A 21,379-nucleotide genomic window follows, 5' to 3' on the forward strand; every position below is an offset into this window, starting at 1 on the left:
ATATAAACACATTAAATGAAAAAATAACTTACTGAATTTCAAATCTTTAACATTCGTAAGAAATTTCAGAAAGAATAAAGACCAAAAATTAGTAGTTTTTTTTACCAAAGGCCTCAACAAGCCACCAGCATGAATTACGTGATTATAAGCCGGTATGAATAAGCCGGTATGAAACAATATATTTCATACTATTCATTCCATTGAGGTCCCAGCCTATTATTAAGTTCTTCTCCCAAAACAAAGACAAACCTGTCTCTATTTCTTATTATGGTTAATGTGTCACTATTCTGTTTTTTAAAAAGAGAGTCCCCAACCTGAATAAATGTATTCAAATAAAATGGAGTATAAAGATTATTTCGAGCATAAGGAAGTTTGAATTCATGGCCATCATCAAACTTCACATATGCCACGGATTGACTTGCTCCGGTAGCTATTACCTTACCTTGTAAAGGTGATCCTTTACCTATCAGTGGATATTTGGTTTCTTCATATTGGCTGCCAAAGACGAGTAGTGCTATTGCTATGAGGGTAAATAATCCCATAGACTTAAGCAGCAAAGAGATATCCTTAGAATTTTTTAGCATACTCAGACATCAAGTGCATGGGGTAAAAGGTGTTGATTGAATATTCGATAGCTTCCACATCACTTCAACTTCAATATCTTCTTAAGCTCGCGTTTCTTCAAATCAAGAAGGCCGGCTTCCGGTAAGCGTTCGGTTAGTTCTCGCCAGTTTTCATCTTCTCTGAAAATGCGTTTAAATATGGGCAGGGCCTCCTCCAGCCGGTCGTTGTTGGCGAGGGCAACGGCTTTCCAATATTGCATTTCGAGGTTTTCGGGAAACATGGACTCAGCCTTACCATACTCCTGCAAAGCCAGGGACATATCTCCAACTTCGACTGCCAGGTCTCCTTTGTTCATGTGTTCATACGCCCTGTATATTTTGAGCAGCCTTTTTAGCTCAACCAGTGGTTCTTCATTGTCATCTACCCGCAGATCGATCATAGGATCATCCCAGGGATTTTCCTCGGGTTTTCCTTTTACTACAATCAATGCGGCCGACTGCCTTCCTCGGATATCGCCACCGGCCTCCTCTCCTGCTTCAAGGGCTATCAGCACGCGCTCGGCGAGGGGTAGTTTTCTGCTCTTTTCAAAAGCAGCAGCCATGGCCGGCCATACATCTTTGGTGAGCATCATATTGGCCTGTACAGAATAGTTGTCCCCCTGCTGATGGCCGGCGTATTTAATGCAATTTTCACCGGTATGTGTAGCTACATTACCGTTGGCATCCATAATGGCCACCTGTCTTACCTCCCGGCCTTCATCGGATTTCAGTAATATTTTAAGTGCCTGTTCAGCGGTTTTTCCTTTCTTCAGGAGTTCAAGTCCTCTCAATCCAAAAGATTTATTAACAAATGACTGAGTGGCGATCACGCCTACCCCGGCCTCGCCCCAGCTTACTGCTGTACCCACGGAAAACCAGTGACTTTGGACACCAACGGCCATTTCACCGGTATCAGGATCACGGGCTACGATAGAGTAAGTATGTGCAAACGGCTCCTTTTGGAGGTATAATTGAGATGCTACTGGTCGGACCATAAACAACAAGAGCAATGAGGTTATAAGCTTTAACATGTTAATGATTTTGATGTTTAATATACTGAAAAGTTATTGAATAGTATTTCAAATATTCAACAAGCGGTGGTTTAATCTCAATATTACTCATAAAGACATATTATCTCCTGTTCATTTTGTCTGTAGCCGGAATACATATTAAATCTATTTTTCATACCTACTTTAACTGAGATTTCTTTATTTCGCAAGAAGTATGCACATCCAGAAAAACGTATCCCTTAAACCCTTGAATACTTTCGGGCTGGAAGCCAAAGCAAGGGTATTTGTTGAAGTAAAATCCATCGAAGACCTTCAGGAGGTCCTGCAGTCGGAGGTTGCCAGTGACAACCCGTTGTTTATTCTTGGCGGTGGCAGCAATGTGTTGCTCTCCAAAGACTTCGATGGCCTTGTGATCAAAAACAGTATCATGGGAAAAGAAGTGGTCCATGAGACGGATGATTTTGTGCTTGTAAAAATAGGTGCAGGCGAAAACTGGCACAATTTCGTGCTGTATGCGCTGGAAAGCGGCTGGGGTGGCATTGAGAACCTCTCACTAATACCTGGAACTGTAGGGGCTGCGCCGATGCAGAATATCGGTGCGTATGGGGTGGAGATCAAAGAGGTCTTTGAACATTTGCAGGCAGTAAACATCAGCAATGGGGAGGTTGAAAAGTTTAACAAGGAAGCTTGTCGTTTCGGGTACAGGGAAAGCATATTTAAGAACAAAGTAAAGGGGCAATATATCATAACACATGTAACCCTAAAGCTGACAAAAGAAGACCATCTGTTAAACACCTCCTATGGTGCTATTTCCGAGACCCTGGAAGAAATGAAAGTAAAAAAGCCTACCATTCAGGATGTGAGCGAAGCAGTAATTAAGATCAGGCAAAGCAAACTTCCTGATCCTGCCAAAATCGGTAATGCGGGCAGCTTCTTTAAAAACCCAAGTGTTGACCGCATCCAGTACGAAGAGCTAAAAACGGAATATCCTGAAATACCGGGATATGACCTGCCGGATAACAACGTCAAAGTGCCTGCCGGCTGGCTAATCGAGCAGTGCGGCTGGAAAGGTGTAACCCGTGGTGCTATCGGAGTACATAAAAACCAGGCTTTGGTACTGGTGAATTACGGAGGTGGCAGCGGGGATGACCTCAAGGGGCTGGCTGAAGAAATCAGGGCCTCTGTCATTGAAAAATTTGGCATTGAACTTAGTGCGGAGGTTAATATAATCTGATAAACGCCGGCCGCCTATCAGATCAGGGCGGTGGCGTGGGATATGTTGCCGTGGTACCGTTCCACTTCAACGCCGAACTTTTTAAGGAAATCCACGCCTTCGTCACTTTCAATGCCTTTATATTCTGCATAAGAGTTCAGGTAGATCACCTTGCTCACACCCATGGTAAATATGATCCGGGCACATGCCAGACAAGGAGCCAGGGTAACATAAAGTGTAGCCCCTTTCACTTCTGTCTTATTTTTAACAGCATACAGCAGTGCATTTTGCTCGGCATGTATAGCCAGGGAACAACCACCCTTGGAATCCCGAGGGCACCCTTGCTCAGGCCATTGCTCATCACAATTATGCGTACCTGCCGGTGGGCCGTTGTAGCCGATGGAGATGATCCTGGTGTCTTTAGCCAAAACTGCCCCAACGTGCCGTTTTATGCAATGAGACCTTTTAGCCAGGTTAACGGCCAATTCCATAAAAATATCATCAAATTCCGGACGCTCCATGTAGCTTTATCGTTTACTTAGGCGGTACAATATTTGTTTAGAAGTTGCGTATATTTAACCGCAGTTTAAAATCAACGCAAAGTTATGAATTCCAGATTCCGATACCTTACTTTTTCAATTATCTTATTATCAGCCATACACTCTCATGTTTTTGCCCAGGAGGCTATAACTCCTCGCCCCAGCCCGGCAGCCATAGTCACTATGAAGTACGATGATACTTATGTAAAACTGACCTACAGCCAGCCACATAAAAGAGGCCGGGATATTTTTGGAGGACTGGTACCCTACGGCCATGTTTGGAGGACCGGCGCCAACGAAGCAACAGAATTAACACTCACCGGCGACGTTCTCATCAACGGAGATACCTTAAAATCAGGGACTTACTCTATATTCTCCATCCCACAAAAGAACCAGTGGACGATAATCATTAATGAAGAGCTTGGACAGTGGGGTGCATATAACTATAACAAGGAAGCCGATGTAATGAGGTTTGATGTACCAACTCAACCTATACAAAATACGGTTTGGGAACCATTCACCATTACTTTTGAACAAAAAAATGACACTGCCGACCTGCTGATGATGTGGGATAAGACCAAAGTGGCCATCCCTATTGAGTTTTTGAAAGAATAAATGCACAAACGGTGAAGATACTGGTAGTTGAAGATGAGGTGAAAGTGGCCAACCACTTGAAACAAGGCCTTGAAGAGAATGACCATGAAGTCGATATTGCCTACGACGGCACCATGGGTCTGAAACTTTACCACCAGTATACCTATGATCTGTTGTTGGTGGATGCGATATTACCGGCAAAGAATGGCTTCGAAATTTGCCGTGAAATACGTCAGCAAAACAATGACATAAAAATCATAATGCTAACTGCACTGGGCACTACAGACGATAAGGTAGAGGGCCTTGAATCAGGGGCTGATGATTATATGGTGAAGCCTTTCGATTTCCGTGAACTCCTGGCCCGGATAAAAGCGGTATGCAAGCGCAGGTCTTCTACAGACACCCTATCCTCTTCAATAAAAGTTGGTGAACTTGAGCTTAACCTGACAAAAAAAGTGGCGATCAGGAACAGTAGGGAAATAGAACTCACGGCAAAAGAATATATGCTGCTGGAATTTCTTATGCGAAACAAGGGCAGGGTGCTTTCCAGAGTAGAGATCATTGAAAAGGTGTGGGAACTGGACTTTGATACCGGCACCAATGTAGTTGATGTTTATGTTAATATCCTTCGAAAGAAGATTGATAAAGACTTTGATCAGAAGCTTATCCACACCAGGGTGGGCATGGGCTATTTCATTGATGACCGGGAATGAACATCAAATCAAAACTGACTTACCGCTTACTGATCATGGTAAGCAGCATATGGCTCATTGCTTCTGTGTCTATTTATGTTTCATCGGCTGAATACAGGCAGGAAGAGTTTTATCGCCGGCTGGAATCAAGGGCAACAACCGCTGCACGACTTTTAATAGAATTTGAAGAGGTAGACGCAGAACTCCTTCGAAAAATTGAATCCGCCACTCCTATTAAATTACCGGCCGAAAGGATCTCTATCTATGATTATAACAACCAAGAGATTTTCAGCACGGATGAAGATAACCTGATGACCATAACCCCTGAAACCCTCGACAGGATCAGGTTGGAAGGTCAGGTGCAGTGGCAACAGGGAGAAATAGAGATCATGGGTATGCTTTACACCGATAAGTTTGAGAGGTTCGTGGTCATCGCTGCTGCTCATGACGTTTTTGGCAAGAGCAAACTCGAAAATTTAAGAAACATATTGATCATTGTCTTTATTCTGTCTATCATCGCCGTAGCCATCATAGGCCTCATCTATGCCAAAATTGCCTTACAACCTATATCCAAGGTTGTAGATGAGGTGAACACTATCGGCGCGGGCAACCTGGATGTTCGTATCAGTGAGGGTAACGGCAAAGATGAGGTAGCGGTGTTGGCCATAACCTTCAATAAAATGCTGAGCCGGCTTCAGGATGCCTTTAAAAGTCAAAAAGCTTTTATATCCAATGCTTCGCACGAGCTTAGGACGCCCCTCACATCAGTATTATCACAGATTGATGTCGCTTTATTAAAAGAGCGGGAAAAGGCGTATTATATCACCACCTTGAAATCCGTGCGGGATGACATTCAAAACCTTTCTGAACTGACCGACAAATTGCTATTACTGGCACGCACAGAATCATTTACAGAAAGCTTTTCCGCCGTACGGATTGATGCTATCATATGGCAACTAACCTCTGAAATGAACGCTTCACACCCCGAATACCGGATAAAAATATCGTTGTCTGAAGATATAGATGATGAACGGCAACTCACGGTGAACGGCAATGAACTAATGCTAAAAAGTGTATTCTCCAACCTGATTGATAATGCCTGTAAATTCTCACCCGACCATGAAGTGCAGGTCAGGTTGTCGGCTATGAAAGACGATAAACTTGAACTAAAATTCTCAGACACCGGCATAGGTATCCCTGAGCATGAAACAGGACAGATTATGCAACCTTTCTTCCGGGCTACCAACGCCGTGTCGGTAAGGGGCCATGGCATCGGACTTTCCCTTGCCAAAAGGATCATTGATATCCATCAGGGCACATTCCGGATAACCTCGGTTGCCGGTAGAGGAACAACCGCTACTGTTACCCTTCCTACAGCGATTTTTTAATCTCTTTTTAATTTCATTTTGATCTCCCCTTAATGCCTCGGGCGTTATAGGTAGTATAATTTATGAACAAAATGAAAACTTCAAAGGAAACAATTATTGCTGGCGTGGTTACGGTTATGTTTTTCACTGCCTTAGGTTTTGCACTCTTTTATTCGTCTGACAACAAAACGTTGAACAGAGATTTGAAAGCCGAAAAGTTAAAGTCTGAAAAAATGCTTTCTCAAAAACTCGCCCTGGATAAAGATATCTCCAAACTAAAAGCTGATATCGGCAACTATCAGGGAAAAAATAAGCAGCTCGATGGAAAACTGGCCGATATGCAAAAGAGACTGGTCAAAAAAGAAAATGAGTTAAGTGCACTTATGAAGCAAAAAGCCCTGAGTGATTCCAGGTATAAAAAACAGGCAGCAGAACTGGCGAGTTATAAAAAACAAATGGAAGAGGAAATTGCCGCACTTAACGAATCGTTGGCAGACATGAAGTTTAAAAACTCGTACCTGCAAAACTCTGTTGCCACATTGGAAAAAAACAACAGTGAGTTAAATAAAAGAAACAGCTTTTTAAATGAAAGTGCCGGCAATAACTATGGTGTTGAAGCTTTGAAGAAAAATCAGAAGCTCACTATCAGCTCAAAGAAAACGAAAGAGATTGTTCTTGGCTTTGATGTCCCTGCTTCTTTAGCCAGTAACCTGACACTGACGGTTATCACTCCCGATGGTAAAAAAGCAAACAGTGCAACATCCAGGGAAATCAGCTACACCATTATTGAAGAAAATGAGCCAGTGCTATTGGCATCAACTGAAATGGTGGCTGACTTTGGCACAAGCTCCAAAAGGGTAGCGCTCTCGTATAAGCCTTCTGAGAAGTTTAAAAAGGGAGTATACAAAATTGATATCTATCACCAAAACACTTACTTGGGCAGTACGCAGATAAAACTGAAGTAACGATTTTTTTCACAGGTAAAGGGCCGTACTCCTAACTATAAGAGACGGCCCTTTTGTTATTTATAAATACATGATCTGCAGGTGCAATTATTCAACAACAATCTTTATAGTCTTCAAATAGGCATTAGATCTTATATTCAACAGGTAGATCCCGCTTTCCATTCCTGCCGTAGTCACCGTTGAAGCCTGCTCAAAGGTACCTTTTGCTATTACCAGTCCACTTGCAGATTGTATCTCCCAGACTTTATTGCTCAGGTCTTCTCCAAGTACAGTGAATGACTTGCCCGAGCTGACGGGGTTAGGTGACACAGCTAAATGTGCTTCGGGGTTATGATAATCAACAGTTACTATACCCTCATATTTAAAGGTGCCATCCATGTCGGTCTGCTTAAGCCTGTAATAGGTAGTACTGCTTAAAGGCCTCTCATCTTGCCAGTAATAATTCTTTGGAACATCTGTAGTACCTGATCCAGCTACCTTACCTGCATATTCAAAGATTTGGCCGTCTAATGACCTTTCTATGGTAAAGTAGTCGTTATTAACCTCTGACGCAGTAGTCCAGTTGAGTGCCACCTGATCACCGGTAAGTTCATAGTCGAAAGCTATCAGGGTAACCGGCAATACACATCCATTTCCACAGCAACCATCAGAGCATGGAGCGCCTATACCTCCAAAATCATCGGTAATAGTTCCTCCTACAATGAGTGAGCCATTGGGTATATCTATAGTGGCTGCCTGATCATTGGTCAGATCATTAGTGATGGCAAGCGTTCCACCCCCATCAATATTAATATCACTACCATAATCATTATTCAAACTGCCTCCGACATTTACATTCGATCCGTCAATGTTGACATAGCCTGCAGTGACCTCCCCTCCTGAGCTATATCCGTTATTAAAGTCTCCTCCTATGATGAAAGTGGAGTTATTTTGCACATCCAGCAAGGCATGATAGTCATTGTTAAAGTCACCAGATACAATCACTGTACTGTTATCTACCAAAAGGTGTGATTGATCTTCGGTAACGAGGTTGCCATTAGATAACGTTAGCGAGCCTCCATTTTGAACGATGGCCTCTGCCTGGAAATCATTAATAAAATTGCCTGAGGAAATATCAAGTGATGAGTTATCAATGGTAAGGCTCGTGCCGTTATCATTTTCGAAGTTTCCGGCGGTCACGGTGAATGAAGTGCCGTTTAGCAGGCTCAGAGTAGAGGTGAAGTTGTTAATACTAGTACTTGCCCCGCCATTGTTCCCCACCGTAACTGTAACATTGGAAAACGTGAAAGAGGTTGCGGTCCTGACATCATTATAAAACCTCCCACTGACATCCAGGGTACCTCCTCCCGACACATTGAGCACTCCAGCCATATAGCCGGTTTGCAAGTCTCCCTGAACTGTAACGGTCACCCCGGGATCAATCACGAGTGACACTGAATTTAACAATGACAAATTTCCTGTAATAGTGATATCAGCACTGATGGTACACGCGCTTGATATTGTCAGGTCACCGGAGGTGTAACCTCCTGTACATTGGGCGTACCCTTTGGTACCTATGCATGCCATGGCAAGCATAGAGGCAGCCGCAAGCAGCGGACGGCCTAATTGCTTCATTTTTTTCACGGTAGTTTTGGTTGGTAAACGTAGTTAATGTTTAATTGTGGCTTTGAATAAGTAGACAATATATGTAATAATTATTATACAATAAAGTCCTACTTAAATTTAAAGTTTACCGTTTTTATCCAAATGACTAAGCTGATCATCGATATGCTTGACAAATGCCGCCTCGTCCTTTATACCATCCTTCTCCTGGCTCCATGCCCCTAAGAAATAATAAGTAACAGCCTCATCAGATGGGTTAAATACTACCAAATGGTCATGTTTACCCGCTTTCACTTCCTGAGCCTCCGATTTTTTGTAGAAAATGGCCATACCTAACAGATCCTGATCACTTACCAGCGTTTGAGCCCCATAGGTAGCTATGTAACCCCACTCCTCACCTTCTTTTTTCATCAGAGGGACATCATCAAACTTTACAATACCTGTACAAATGCCGGAAATAGCTTTGGAGGGATCAAGGGATACCTGGGTGTACCGTCCTTGTGGATATATAGTCAGTTTCGTGGCAAGATCAACCGTATCGCTGCCGGACTGCCAGTCGTTATATTTAATATTAACAGACGAACTGTTATCAGTATTATTGACTTCCGCCATTGTTTTGGATACCTTTTGGAAATGGACAACGGAGTCGCCCAAAAGACGGCCATAGGAACCAATACCAAGCGATTTTCCAACTTTAAGGATATCCTGTCCCCAATCTGCATTTTCATGATATGAGTCGAAGCCGTCCTGGCCTACATGACTCAACACTACAGTATCCACCTTCTTACCAAAAATATCGATGGCATTTCGCCAGTCAAGGTATAACCGGTAACCCACCTGGCTGTTTTCCCATCCCGGGCCTTCGTACCTGAGGTAGTAAGAGTGGTCATTCAGTCCGCCAGGCCACTCGAACTCGGTGATGTTCTTAAATTGCCCGCCTTCATAGCTTCCTTCTTTCCATTCACCACCTTCTTTCACGGAAAGCTCTGCATAGGTCTTTTGAGCAGCTTTTTCAACTTTAGACGTTTCAGAGGAAACATCCATTTTGTTTTCAGTCTTGTCCGACTTGCACGACATGAAACAGCAAACTGGTATTGCCGCAATCAGAAGTTTATTCATCATCATTTTCATATTTAGCACCATTTATAATTGTATTTTCAAATTGAACGGGATCAGAATTCTTTATGGAAACCGGCTCTTCCACTTTTTTGATATGCACATTGGTGAGTGTCACGTCCTTTACAGGGTTAGCCTCCCTTCCATGGATCAGTACACCATACTCCCCTCCGTTTTCCACTTCTATATCTTTCAGGTGCACTCCTTTGATGGTTGGCATAAACTCACCTTCCTGGTTGGCATACGTTCCGTAATGGGTGTTGATTTTTAGCACAGCCTCTTTTACCTGACCAATTTTGACATTCCTGAACCAGACATTCTCAACAAAGCCTCCACGAAGTGTATTGGTTTTAATTCTAAATGCCCTGTCAAGATTAGGACTGTCCATAGTGCAGTTCCTGACATATACATTCCTTATCCCGGCAGACATCTCGCTGCCCATCACTACACCACCATGTCCGTCTTTCATCTTACAATTTTCAATGACAATATTTTCGCTGGGAATATTTACCCTGCGTCCGTCCCAGTTCCTTCCTGATTTTATAGCTATGCAGTCATCACCTGTATCAAAAGTGCAATTGGTAATGTGTACATTTCTGGAATATTCGGGATCGCAACCGTCATTATTAGGTCCATGACTTACTACAGTGACACCATCGATGGTTATATCTTTAGACTTTACCGGATGCAGTACCCAGAAAGGTGCGTGAGTAAAGGTTACGCCTTTGACCAGTATACTTTCACACTCAAAAGGCTGAAAAAATGATGGTCTGAGCTGATATCCTTCTCCAAAAACCCGTTCTGCGACAGGCACGTCCTCCTCGCTCATTTTCCATAGCCTGGGCAGGTTATGCTCATCCTGTTGCCGGGGCGCTCCTTCTTTATAGCCATAGACGTCTTTACCACACCATGGCCACCAGTTGTTGTTACCAGCCTGGCCGTCAAAAGTACCGCTACCGGTAATGGCTATATTTTTTTGCTGATAGGCATAAATAAGCGGAGAATAATTCATGAGCTCCATGCCTTCATAAGAGGTGTGTACTACTGGTAAATAGGCTTTTTGATCTTCCGTAAAAAGAACCACTGCCCCTTCCTCCAGGTGGAGGTTTACATTACTTTTTAAATGGATGGGTCCCGTAAGAAATTTCCCCCGGGGTACCAGCACTTTGCCCCCACCTGCTTCAGCACAGCTTTTGATAGCCTTTGCTATGGCTTCGGAGTTATCTTTTTCGCCATCCCCAACAGCTCCATAATCCATAATATTAAATGTAGTGTCGGCAAACTGAGGAATTCTGATGTTGCCAATGATCTCATCTGCCTCCGCAAAAGGATCCGTTGTAGGTTGCTCACTGGCAGCAGGTTGCTCCTGTCCACTCTCCCTCTTTTCACTGTTGCACCCGGACAGCAGGCTTCCTAAAAAAAGTGAGCTTATTACAAGGGTTTGATAACTTTTTCTCATGTTGCTAAGACTTCTCTGCATCTTCTTCTCAAGTGTTTTAAAAAATTACATTCATATCCGGCTTTAAATGAAGTAGTCTCAAGAGCCAGTAACAGGCTCCTGAGACATACCTCACTCATCCATAAAACTATCTTTAGCGAACGATCAGCCTTATTTTTTTCAAGCTGCGTTCGGTATTCTGCATACTTAATATATATACTCCATTGTTTAATTTATCATTTTCATAGGTAATGGTGTTTATCCCTTTACCATATCGGGCACGACCGAACTCACCCACCACTCTACCTCTCATATCGTAAAGTTTGAATGACAGATCTTCATCTTTCTCTATACTGAATGTCACAGACACTGATCCGCTAGATGGATTAGGATAAGCCTCAAAGTCAGTCAAAACCTCAGCTTCTGATACCAGTGGCTCGCCGGCTTTTCTGGCTGCCGTGGAAGAAGGCACTGAAATTTTCCCTACCCCAACATTTGCCGGAACATTGGAGGCCACCGTATTGACATTATCAACTGAATATTGATATGGCAATGTCGATGAATTCCACCAATCGCAACCGGTTTGAGAAATCACTACATCTCCGGTTGAACCCGTGAACAGGTTACCGCTCTCACAGATGTATCCGTTTGGCATGCCGTCTACCGGAAATTTATCAGTAGACATAGGCAGTTTCACATTATTGTAGTGACATCCCTCAACCAGTGCATGTGCACCTACACGTGCCGCAATACCATAATCTCCAATACCATCAAAATAGTTATTGAACATATGGATAGCTCCATATCTGATACTGGGATTTCTTCCATCTGTGTTTTTGAAATAATTGTGATGGTAAGTAATTCTCATCTGGCTGTCCGTAGCCTGCTGACTTGAGCTATTCGTATGTCCTATCAAAGAGCATTTCATATGGTCATGGAGATAAGACCATGACACAGTCACATACCTTGATCCTTTTTTGATATCCAAAAGGCCATCGTAAGTATCTACACCTATACCGTCTCCGATTTTGCTGTGGAGTTCGCAATGGTCTACCCATACGTGGCTGCAACCGTCAATGGTAAGTGCATCATTCGGATAAAGTACCTCCCTGATCTTGATATTTCGAACAATTACATTGTTATAGTCCCTGATGTTCAGCCCGATGTTCTGTAGCTCTGCCGTGCTTCCAAGGCCAAGAATAGAAATGTTGGCTCCCCTTTTTATAGTTACCAAAGTACTGGATGATGAGCTGATCCTTCCATTGATATATACAATTTCAGCATTATAATTATCTTCCCGGGATGCTGCCCATGCCTCCAGCTCTGCCAGGTTGCTGATGGTGATCACATTACCACCTTCTCCTCCTGTAGTGGTGGATATGCCGTCTCCCGGCACAGTGGCAAAACCTATCATTTCCGTGTTGTCCACAGAACCGGAGCTAACCGGTCTGGCGCCGGCAGCATTGGAGTTTACAAAATCACCATTTTCGTTCCTCCCTTTGATCCAGTAGTAGTATTGCGTGCCATTATTAGCAGTTTCATCATTATAGCTGTTGACACCCGCACTTACTACGCCTATGCGCACACGACCGGCCGGGTCACTATCCGTATCGCGATAAATTTCCTGATTATAACCATTTCCCAAACCGTTGGAAGTCCATGTCAGGGCAACCTGCCCGTCGCCGGGAGAAGCTGACAGATTAACGGTAGCTGACGAGCTTGTACATGAGGCACTAGAAACAGAAGGCCCGGTTAACTGGATATAATCAATATTTCCCAAACCGTTTCCGGTGGTGGAGATAATACTTATATCATTGGTTCCATTGGCAAGATTGATGTTGGCCGAAACAGTTGACCAGCTAGACCACGCGCCTTTCGCCGGCATGCCCAGACCTGAAACGGCTATATTGCCATTAACCAGGATATTGGCAGGCCTGTCTGATGTAGAGCCATTGGCGTAGCGAATCTCTATACTGGCTTGTCCGGCAGTCGCACTGACCTTGTAATGTATACCACTTCCCGAAATGTTCTCAGTATCAGCAAAACCAGAACCTGTAAATCCGCTGTGAATATTATCTATCATGCCATCGACGCTGCAAAATCCGGCTTCGTTTTCCTGCAAAGTTATCGTACCATCGTTGTCCTGTGGTGGATTGCTGTCCCCACCTGAAAACTCTATCCAGTCGATGTCAGCACTCTCACCGTCGGCATTGGTAATAAGTGTAATGGTATTATCTCCTGATTGCAGGTTTGCAGTAAAAGCTGTGGTTGCAAATTCACTTCCACCTGTTTCAGGAAGCGACACAGTCTGGCGGCTACCATTCACATCTATATCCACGGAAGGATTCATAGATGCTTTTCTGGTATACCTCAAGGTTACCGTATATTGGGATGAAGAAGCAGAATAACTCCAGACGATACGCTTATCCGGATCATTGCTTAAATTAACAGCTTGCCCGTTATCGGCATTGCTATATGATTTTAATGAACCGTCATACGAGATCAAACGCGAATCCGTATCCTCAATGCGGTCTCCATCGCCGGTCGGAGGAGGTACATCCTGAGTAAACACCGCTGTAACAGATTTATCTGAATTCATAAGTACTGAAACTGTAGTGTTGCTACCACTGGCATCTCCTGTCCAATTGCTAAAAGACCAGCCCTGGGCAGGTGTGGCTGATACAGTGGCTGTAGTGCCTTCATCATAGGTACCCGCGCCTGACACGGTTCCGGATCCCGACACATTGGTAGTTAAAGTATAGGTATCCCCCGATGGTGGTGGAGTTGAACCTCCATATTCTACTGCTCCAAGATCAGGTGCTGATCCATTAGAACTAACCCCGGATGCACTGCACCCGTTATCGATAAGGGCGCTTGACGAGGCCAGGTTTAAAAAGCCATTGGATGTAGGGTTCGAGTCTGGCCCTGGTGTCAACGTCTGAAAATCGGAAGAGCTGGCTGAAATAGTCCAGTTGGTATCCGTATCGTCAAGTGCATTGCAAGATAGTGGAGCATCTCCGACAATCCTGTCCGTATGTCCTCCACTGAGAGTCACACAGTTTCTGAAAGTGTGAGAAGCATTGTCTCTTGTGTGGTAGTTATAACCATCGTTGTTGTAGGAAGTAAGATTGTAAAATTTAATATTTCCTACGTTACCATTGTCAGTAAAACCATGCTTACCATTGTTATACGCGATACACCTGCGAAGCTCATGGTCAATGTTGTGGGCAGAAGAACCCAGCTTGAAACCGTTCTTGTCGCCACCGCCAGAGGTAGTACCGTCGGTAAGTGTTCCGTTGTTATGGGCGATACAGTTTTCAAATAGTATTTTACCAATCGGGCCGGTATCGGATTTGGTATAAAGGTCCCAGCCATCATCAATGTTGTGATGTGATACGCAGTCGCGAAATACATTTCCGGTGCCGGAAGTCAATTTTGCAGCAAAACCATCGGCATCTTCATTGTCCGGGTCTTTATTATCATAAGCCTCGCAACCAACAATGAGATTGTTGGAAGGCCATTGACTGATGCTGTTAGCGCTTGTGCTGTACCGGCTCAGTTGAAGCCCGGTATCATTGTTCCTCCTGAAAATACAGTTTTCAATGATGTTGTTATTTCCTGAGAGCAGCATACCATTGTCTCCTGCCCTTTCAATAGTTATGCCTTTCCAGTGCCAATAATCACCATCCAGCACAACACCACGGTTGGATGAACTTACCGAATTATTAAATTGTAAAACCGGGGTCTCTCCGGAGTAAGCAAAAACATGAATTCTTGCACTTGAACTTCCGTTTTTTGTAATTACAAAGGGTGTTGTTGCAATGGCATGAACACCACCTCTCAGGTAAATGTAATCCCCTGCCGAGGCTTCATCAACAGCCTTTTGAAGGGTTGCAAACGGACTTGAAACAGATGTTCCCGAATTGGAATCGCTTCCATTAGTAGCCACGTAGTAGTCAGTTCCCCTGACATACGTCCAGGAGAAGAAGAGTAAGAGCGCTACTATCAGTGTGTTGGTTTTCATAGTATATGGGGTTAGGTTGAAAATGATGATTATTATAAAGTCACATAGACAACTATTTAGTTTTAGTTATTAAATACCAGGGTTGTTCCGGCATAGGGGAGCCGGCTTGAAGTATATTCTCCAGCGTGTATTTTGCTGCTTCTGATGCCTGGAGCTGATGGGACCATGAGACTCTGCTCTCGGGTTTATACCCTGGTCCGGTGCAGTTATATTCAGCATAGAATGCATGATTATCCTCTTCACCAGACCACCTGCTCCATCCCTCCTTAACTACATGGTCGCCGATAACCGATTCCACAAAAACGGTTTTGGCATATTTCCTCCAGGGCCTTCCCAGATAAACCTGGTTTACCTTTTCATCCGCAGTAAGGTTGCAGTGTATAAAGACATACCCAAAGGGCTGACCCTGAGGTGTAGAAGCAGCAGTGACATAAGAATCAGCTTTGCTGTGAATAGTGCAATTGGTGAATAAGACGGTGGCGTTACCAAAAATAAAATCGGTAGTCCCTTCAATATGGCAGCGATCAAAGTACTGCCTGAAACCTTCTCCCGATGTATACAAGGTATCCTGGTTCCCTTTGATAGTGCAGTTTTCAATCACTGCTTTGTCACCATTTACCGACAGTGCAATGGCTTGTCCCACATTACCGGCAGTATTTTGAATGGTAAGATTGGCAGCATAAAAGTTATTGGCTTCCACTGATAGAGTTGCTGTATGGAAAGTGCTGTTCCTCCCCAGATCTATCTTCTTAAAGTGGTCGTCGTAAGTAATAATAGTTTTCTCCCGGTCTTCACCGATCAATGATACATGAGGGTTCCATGAGTATATCCTCACCTTTTCCCTGTAGGTGCCATTCTTAATTTCGATAATTACCCGCTGATAGGGAAATGCTTTTGAACTATTGATAGCTTCCTGAATACTGGTGTAATCACCACTTCCATCCTGAGCTACTACTTTATAATAATCTGTTGCGAAGGTTTCAGTACAGTCCGACCCTGCCCTACTCTCCATGGCGTGCGCCAATGCAGCACAGCAATTCAGAAAACACATTATCAAAAATATCCTTTTATTCATGAGGTATTATTTTTTATAGGGTGTGTTTAATCCGGACAAACAGATCGGGCAGTCATGATCCATCTGTCCGGAAAACCTTATCAACTATTGTTCAAAGAGCATACTTACTGATATGCCGGGTTTTGAGGAAAATCATTGTTTTGGTTTAAATCCAGCGCTTCCAGAGGAATCGGCCTGAGTATTTTCAATTCACCATTTGCTCCTACGAAATTACTCTCCTCTATCAGGTAATGATGCTCCGAAGCCCTTTCCACCAGAGTCCCTGTTCGCTTAAGATCAAACCACCTGTGGTACTCACCCAGTAACTCACGTCCTCTTTCGTCCAGGATATAATCAATGTCAAAATCTGCCAGCGTGGCATCAGCAACCCCTGCCCTGTTTCTCACTTCGTTTAGCCTCATCAGGCCTGTTGCAGGATCACCGCTTTGCAGATAAGCTTCTGCTGCTATCAGGTAAGTATCTGCCAATCGTGAAAGGATGATATCCCTGGAGCTAACCCTTCCATCGCCAAACAATGATTTGGGATCGTCAAATTTGCGAACAGGAATAGTTTCATAATCAAAATTTCGGCTAACCGAGGGTACATAATCACCATACGGATGAATTTCAGCTACCGGATACTCAGCCTCATAAGCAGCCAGATCTTCCGGAGTGCTCGCCCACTTGGGAGCGTAAAATTCAGTTACTGTAAGAGAACTATGGTCTTCTACCTCAAAGAAGTCATAGTAACGCTCGTAAACTTTAGTCATAAAGGTGCCCTCCCATCGTGCATCGCCTTCATCAAAAAGGTCTATGGCATATTGGGTCGGGCATAATGTGTAAGTTCTGTACGGGGCATCTCCTGCAGACTCTGAACCTCCCTGATATGGACCAAAAAAGCTGGGCTGCATATTTCCAAGTTCTGTCGGGTCGGCGCTGATTGATGCCTGATCATATTGAACTGAGAAGATCACCTCTTCATTCATCTCATTGCCGGGAGCCCACAACTCTCCAAACGGAATAGTCAATGCCTGTCCTGCAATGGCATTATCAGCATATGTCGCTGCTTTGGAAAAATCATCCGATGCAGCAAAAGCTTCGTAGCCACGGGTAAGGTGCACTTTTGCAAGAAGGTGCTCTACCGCGCGTCTGGTCACTCTTCCGTCATATGCTCCCGTTCCTACATTTTGCAACGCCGCTTCCAGCTCCGTTATGATAAATGCATATATTTCTTCCGCACTGTTACGGTCAAAAGAGAGTTCAGGACTGGAAATGTAATCCTCTACGAGACTTACTCCTCCATAGGTTTGCACCAACAGAAAATATGCATTGGCGCGAAGGTATTTCACCTCGGCTATCCTTTGGCTTAACGTGCTGGTTTGCTCAGTCAATTCCCCATAGTGAATGGCCATATTGGCTGTCTGAATAGCTTTATAGCACGAATTGTACAAATCGGCTATACCTTCTGATGCTGCATTAAGCTGGGTATACTGGCTCAGGCCGGGAGGCTCTGCGTTTCTGCCTTCCGCATACATATCGGTACCGGCACAGAAAATATAAGGCTCTCCTCCATAAATCTCCCTCAGTTGGGCATAGTTGGCATTCACCAGTGATTCAAAGCCTTCTGCGGTTACATAAAAATCTTCTGCAGTTACGTTTGACTTATTTTCCTCCTCAAGAAAATCGCTGCAGGAAGACATTATAGTGAGGAGCGCTAGTATTGATAATATATTTTTCATCTCTCTCATTTTAGAATTTTACACTTACGCCAAACTGATAGGTAACAGAACTTACTCGACCGATATTAAAATCAGCCGCAGCCCATTCGGGGTCATATCCATCATAATCAGTGAAGACAAATGGATTTAACACATTGGTGTAGACACGGCAACTTCTAAGTCCCAGCTTTTCGGTCAGGCTATTCGACAAGGTGTAACCTAAAGCTATGTTTTTGACTTTTACAAAAGATGCATCTCTGTAATACCCTACACCATCATTTCTCCAATATGACCCTTCATTTCTGGGCTGCGGATAGCTGTTTGAATATTGTGCCGGCAAGCCTGCATCATTGGCAGGTACATACCAGTCTATATCAAGTTTTTGACGTCCTCTGTCCCGTGTATTGGTAAAGTTTTCGTGAAACGGGCTGTACACAAACACGCCCTGATTGGTAATGATCGATGCTGAAAGATCAAAATTACCCACCGTGAGCCTTGAAAACACACTGCCTGTCCAGTCAGGGTTTGACGACCCCAGGATAATCCGATCCTTGTCCGGATCATATTCTCCATTACCGTCTACATCCAGTAGTTTCTCCTGTCCTTCCTGCATGCCATATTCCGCGGCTTCAGTACCCTCATTAGCCTGCCATATACCGATAAATTTATAGTTATAGTGAGCATCGATGGATTCGCCTATGAAAAGGCCGTTCCCTACATCATCCACTTCATCCTGTCCGTAAATAGACTTGATCTCATTGGTATTTTTGGTAAATGTAAACGTAGTCTGCCACGAAACCTTCTGCGTACTGATGTTGGTTGTGGTCAAGGCCAGCTCCACTCCCTTGTTGTTCACGGAGCCTACATTCGCCCTGATGGTTTCCCAGCCTGATTCCCTGGGCAGTTGCTGCTCCAACAACAGTTCATCCGACAGACGATCGTAAACATCTACACTACCGGTTATCCTGTTCTCAAGCACTCCGAAATCCAATCCCACGTTGAGTTCTTTTGTCTTTTCCCAACCCAGTGCTTTGTTGGCCAATGCTGATGGCAACCATCCGTTGGCATTGGTTCCGTTAAAGTCGTAGTAGGTTTGAAGGTCAAGACCATTTTGCGTCGAATATGGTGCTATGATATTGTTTCCTGTAAAACCATAGCTGACCCTTAACTTCAGGTTGGTCACCACTTCCTGGTCCGCCATAAAAGCTTCTTCGCTTACCCTCCAGGCCACGGCTCCCGAAGGAAAGTTGTCCCAGCGATTAGTTTCTGACAACAAAGAAGAACCGTCCCAACGACTGGACAAGGTCAACAAATACCTGTCCTTAAAAGCATAGTTTACACGTACAGCATACGAACTTAGGGTCTGCTTGGTAAAACCTGAACCTAAAGTATAGGTTCCCTGGTCTCCTGATCCTAAATTGTAGAAACTTGTATTAAAGGGCATGTATCTTGAGCTTGAAAAGGAAGTTTCTGTAGTGCTGTAGAAAATACTCTGCAGCCCTAACAGACTTACAGTGTGGTCATCTCCAAAGTCCCTGTTAATATTGAATTGGTTGTCCCACGTGTAGTTAAAATTTTCCGATTTAGAAACCTCAGCAGAAGCCAGGTCCCTGTTGTTTACACCCATATTGGTTTCAGCTCCCCAGGATTTTCCTCTTCTGGAAAGGTCAGCACCACCAGATATTGTTGATTTGAAGCTAAGCCACTCCACAGGGTAGTACTGCACAAATATGCTTCCGACACCATTCCACCTTCTGATATTGTCTACAGAGTTCTCGATTTCCAAAAGTGGGTTGTAGGTACTGGTTTTGTTAATCAGAAAATCACCCTCTTCATCAACCAGTTTTCCTGGCAAAGGAAATAATTCACCATCCAATCCGTATGGGGAAAGAAAAGGATTAAGCCTGAAGGCCTCTCTCATAGCCAGGTCACTACCCAGGTCCTGATCGGTCAAGGCCATGGTAAAATTGGCACCTGCTGAAAACTTCTCATTAATATTATTCAGCAAACCGAACTTGAAAGTGTACTTATCCAGAGATTCGTTCTCGATGTTTCCGGTTTCGTTCTGGAAACCAAGGCCAAGATTATAAGATATGCCATTACCTGAAGTCCCTGAGGCTGAAAGGTAATGATTTTGCTGGATACCTGTTTTAAGCACTGCATCATACCAGTCAAATGTTTCATTATTATTAGCCCTTTGTTCCAGGAGACTATTGCCCGTACCAATGACAGCGTCATATAAAGTCTGTTCTGTAACGGTGCCTGTATCAGGATCTTCCTTGGCCGTTGCCAGATAAGCGGACTGGTGATAGTACCACCATTTCTCCCCGCTCATCATATCCGGCAGGCGGGCAGGATCTTTAATACCCACAAAGCTGTCAAAGGAAAAGTTAATTCCCGGTTTGGCTGTTGCTCCACTTTTAGTAGTTACGATAATAACACCATTTGAACCTCTGGAACCATAAATTGCGGTGGAAGAAGCATCTTTCAAGATGTCAATTCTTGCAATATCCTGGGGGTTCAGAAAGTCAATGCCGTCTGTTGGTACACCGTCCACCACATAAAGAGGGTCGGCATCAGAACTCATGGAATTTTTACCTCTTATGCTAATATCAAAGCCGTCGCCGATACGCCCGGTAGATGATGAGATCTGTACTCCGGCCACATTTCCCTGAATGGCTTCCACCGGATTGGTGAAATTTCGTTCGGTAATACTCTCCGCCTCTACACTTCCCACTGAACCGGTAACATCGGATTTCTTTTGTTCGCTATATCCAATCACTACCACTTCATCGAGCGTTTCAGAGTCTACCTCCATGGATACATCTATGGTAGACCTCCCGTTAACGGCAACCTCCTGATCGGCAAAGCCTATATACGTCATTAATAAGGTAGCATTGTCTGTGGTTAACCGGAGTTCGTAAGTACCATCATAATTAGAAATAGTACCATTGACTGAACTGCTGATAGTAGAAAGTTCTACGATGTTGACGCCCGGTAAGGGTGCTTTCGTTTCTGCATCGATCACGATACCTTTTACCGTGAGTCCTTTTTGTGCGTACACCTGACCGCCGGTAAAAAGGGTCAGAAGAAAAATAAATGATGCAAGCCAGTTCCCGGGCTTCATCATTAGGAAGTTGGTTTTCATGGGGCAAGTTGTTTAAAATTATTTCGGTTTTAACAAATTCATCCTATACTCAATCGATACGAGCAATATGCATATCGACCAAAAAGCTTACGACGTGCGCCATCAGATTTGGCGGCTGAAGCTATGTTAATTTTGATATTACTTGATTACTTGGGTCATCTTCTTAGGTATTCATTCGGTGATCTGAGTATATAGCCTGCAGACCACCAAATAAAATACCCCCTATTCTAACTATTTACCACCCACAGAGCTGAAAACCCAAACCCAAAAAACGGATTTTCATTCAATCCCGGATTG

The 21,379-nt window shown here is 43.9% G+C and carries 15 protein-coding genes; 5 read left to right on the forward strand and 10 right to left on the reverse strand.

Annotated elements, in window-relative coordinates; genetic code table 11:
- Positions 1-188 precede the first annotated feature (188 nt).
- Together E1163_RS14910 and E1163_RS14915 are read right to left on the reverse strand one after the other, a co-directional pair.
- Positions 189-542 carry a hypothetical protein gene (locus tag E1163_RS14910; protein ID WP_155173191.1) on the reverse strand — a complete coding sequence of 118 codons (354 nt, stop codon included), beginning with the start codon at positions 540-542 and terminating at the stop codon, positions 189-191.
- Positions 543-643: 101 nt separating this feature from the next.
- A complete protein-coding gene (locus tag E1163_RS14915; RefSeq protein ID WP_155173193.1) occupies positions 644-1,633 on the reverse strand; it encodes a DUF1028 domain-containing protein in 990 nt (329 codons plus the stop codon).
- 193 nt (positions 1,634-1,826) lie between these two features.
- On the opposite strand from E1163_RS14915, the gene murB reads away from it, so the two are divergent.
- Positions 1,827-2,846, forward strand: a complete 1,020-nt coding sequence (gene murB / locus E1163_RS14920; RefSeq protein ID WP_155173194.1) for a UDP-N-acetylmuramate dehydrogenase — start codon at positions 1,827-1,829, stop codon at positions 2,844-2,846.
- A gap of 17 nt (positions 2,847-2,863) precedes the next feature.
- Here murB and E1163_RS14925 read toward each other — a convergent pair whose 3' ends face one another.
- A complete protein-coding gene (locus E1163_RS14925) occupies positions 2,864-3,346 on the reverse strand; it encodes a deoxycytidylate deaminase (RefSeq protein WP_155173196.1) in 483 nt (160 codons plus the stop codon).
- Between the two features lie 84 nt (positions 3,347-3,430).
- On the opposite strand from E1163_RS14925, the gene E1163_RS14930 reads away from it, so the two are divergent.
- The 4 genes from E1163_RS14930 (at position 3,431) to E1163_RS14945 (ending at position 6,982) form a co-directional block, all read left to right on the forward strand.
- Positions 3,431-3,979 (forward strand): DUF2911 domain-containing protein, encoded by a 549-nt coding sequence (locus E1163_RS14930; protein WP_155173198.1) that lies wholly within the window; start codon positions 3,431-3,433, stop codon positions 3,977-3,979.
- A gap of 11 nt (positions 3,980-3,990) precedes the next feature.
- Positions 3,991-4,671, forward strand: coding sequence for a response regulator transcription factor (locus E1163_RS14935; RefSeq protein ID WP_343033840.1), 681 nt, complete (start codon positions 3,991-3,993; stop codon positions 4,669-4,671).
- Positions 4,668-6,038, forward strand: coding sequence for a HAMP domain-containing sensor histidine kinase (locus tag E1163_RS14940; RefSeq protein ID WP_155173200.1), 1,371 nt, complete (start codon positions 4,668-4,670; stop codon positions 6,036-6,038). Before E1163_RS14935 ends, E1163_RS14940 begins: the two co-directional genes overlap by 4 nt.
- A 71-nt stretch (positions 6,039-6,109) precedes the next feature.
- Positions 6,110-6,982 (forward strand): coiled-coil domain-containing protein, encoded by an 873-nt coding sequence (locus tag E1163_RS14945; RefSeq protein ID WP_155173202.1) that lies wholly within the window; start codon positions 6,110-6,112, stop codon positions 6,980-6,982.
- Positions 6,983-7,069: 87 nt separating this feature from the next.
- Here the strand turns inward: E1163_RS14945 and E1163_RS14950 are convergent, their stop codons facing one another.
- The 7 genes from E1163_RS14950 to E1163_RS14980 form a co-directional block, all read right to left on the reverse strand.
- A complete protein-coding gene (locus tag E1163_RS14950; RefSeq protein WP_155173204.1) occupies positions 7,070-8,596 on the reverse strand; it encodes a T9SS type A sorting domain-containing protein in 1,527 nt (508 codons plus the stop codon).
- Positions 8,597-8,704: 108 nt separating this feature from the next.
- A complete protein-coding gene (locus tag E1163_RS14955) occupies positions 8,705-9,661 on the reverse strand; it encodes a DUF4861 family protein (RefSeq protein WP_221418006.1) in 957 nt (318 codons plus the stop codon).
- A 34-nt stretch (positions 9,662-9,695) separates the two neighbouring features.
- Complete coding sequence (locus E1163_RS14960) at positions 9,696-11,180, reverse strand: glycoside hydrolase family 28 protein (protein ID WP_155173208.1); 1,485 nt, start codon at positions 11,178-11,180, stop codon at positions 9,696-9,698.
- 112 nt (positions 11,181-11,292) lie between these two features.
- A complete protein-coding gene (locus tag E1163_RS14965; protein ID WP_155173210.1) occupies positions 11,293-15,162 on the reverse strand; it encodes a pectate lyase family protein in 3,870 nt (1,289 codons plus the stop codon).
- Positions 15,163-15,214: 52 nt separating this feature from the next.
- A complete protein-coding gene (locus E1163_RS14970; protein WP_155173212.1) occupies positions 15,215-16,237 on the reverse strand; it encodes a pectinesterase family protein in 1,023 nt (340 codons plus the stop codon).
- 104 nt (positions 16,238-16,341) lie between these two features.
- Entirely contained in the window at positions 16,342-17,955 is a 1,614-nt protein-coding gene (locus tag E1163_RS14975; RefSeq protein ID WP_155173214.1) for a RagB/SusD family nutrient uptake outer membrane protein, read from the reverse strand.
- A gap of 10 nt (positions 17,956-17,965) precedes the next feature.
- A complete protein-coding gene (locus E1163_RS14980) occupies positions 17,966-21,082 on the reverse strand; it encodes a SusC/RagA family TonB-linked outer membrane protein (protein WP_155173216.1) in 3,117 nt (1,038 codons plus the stop codon).
- Between the last annotated feature and the right edge of the window lie 297 nt (positions 21,083-21,379).

Origin of the sequence: Fulvivirga kasyanovii (assembly GCF_009711405.1) — a bacterium.
GTDB lineage: Bacteria > Bacteroidota > Bacteroidia > Cytophagales > Cyclobacteriaceae > Fulvivirga > Fulvivirga kasyanovii.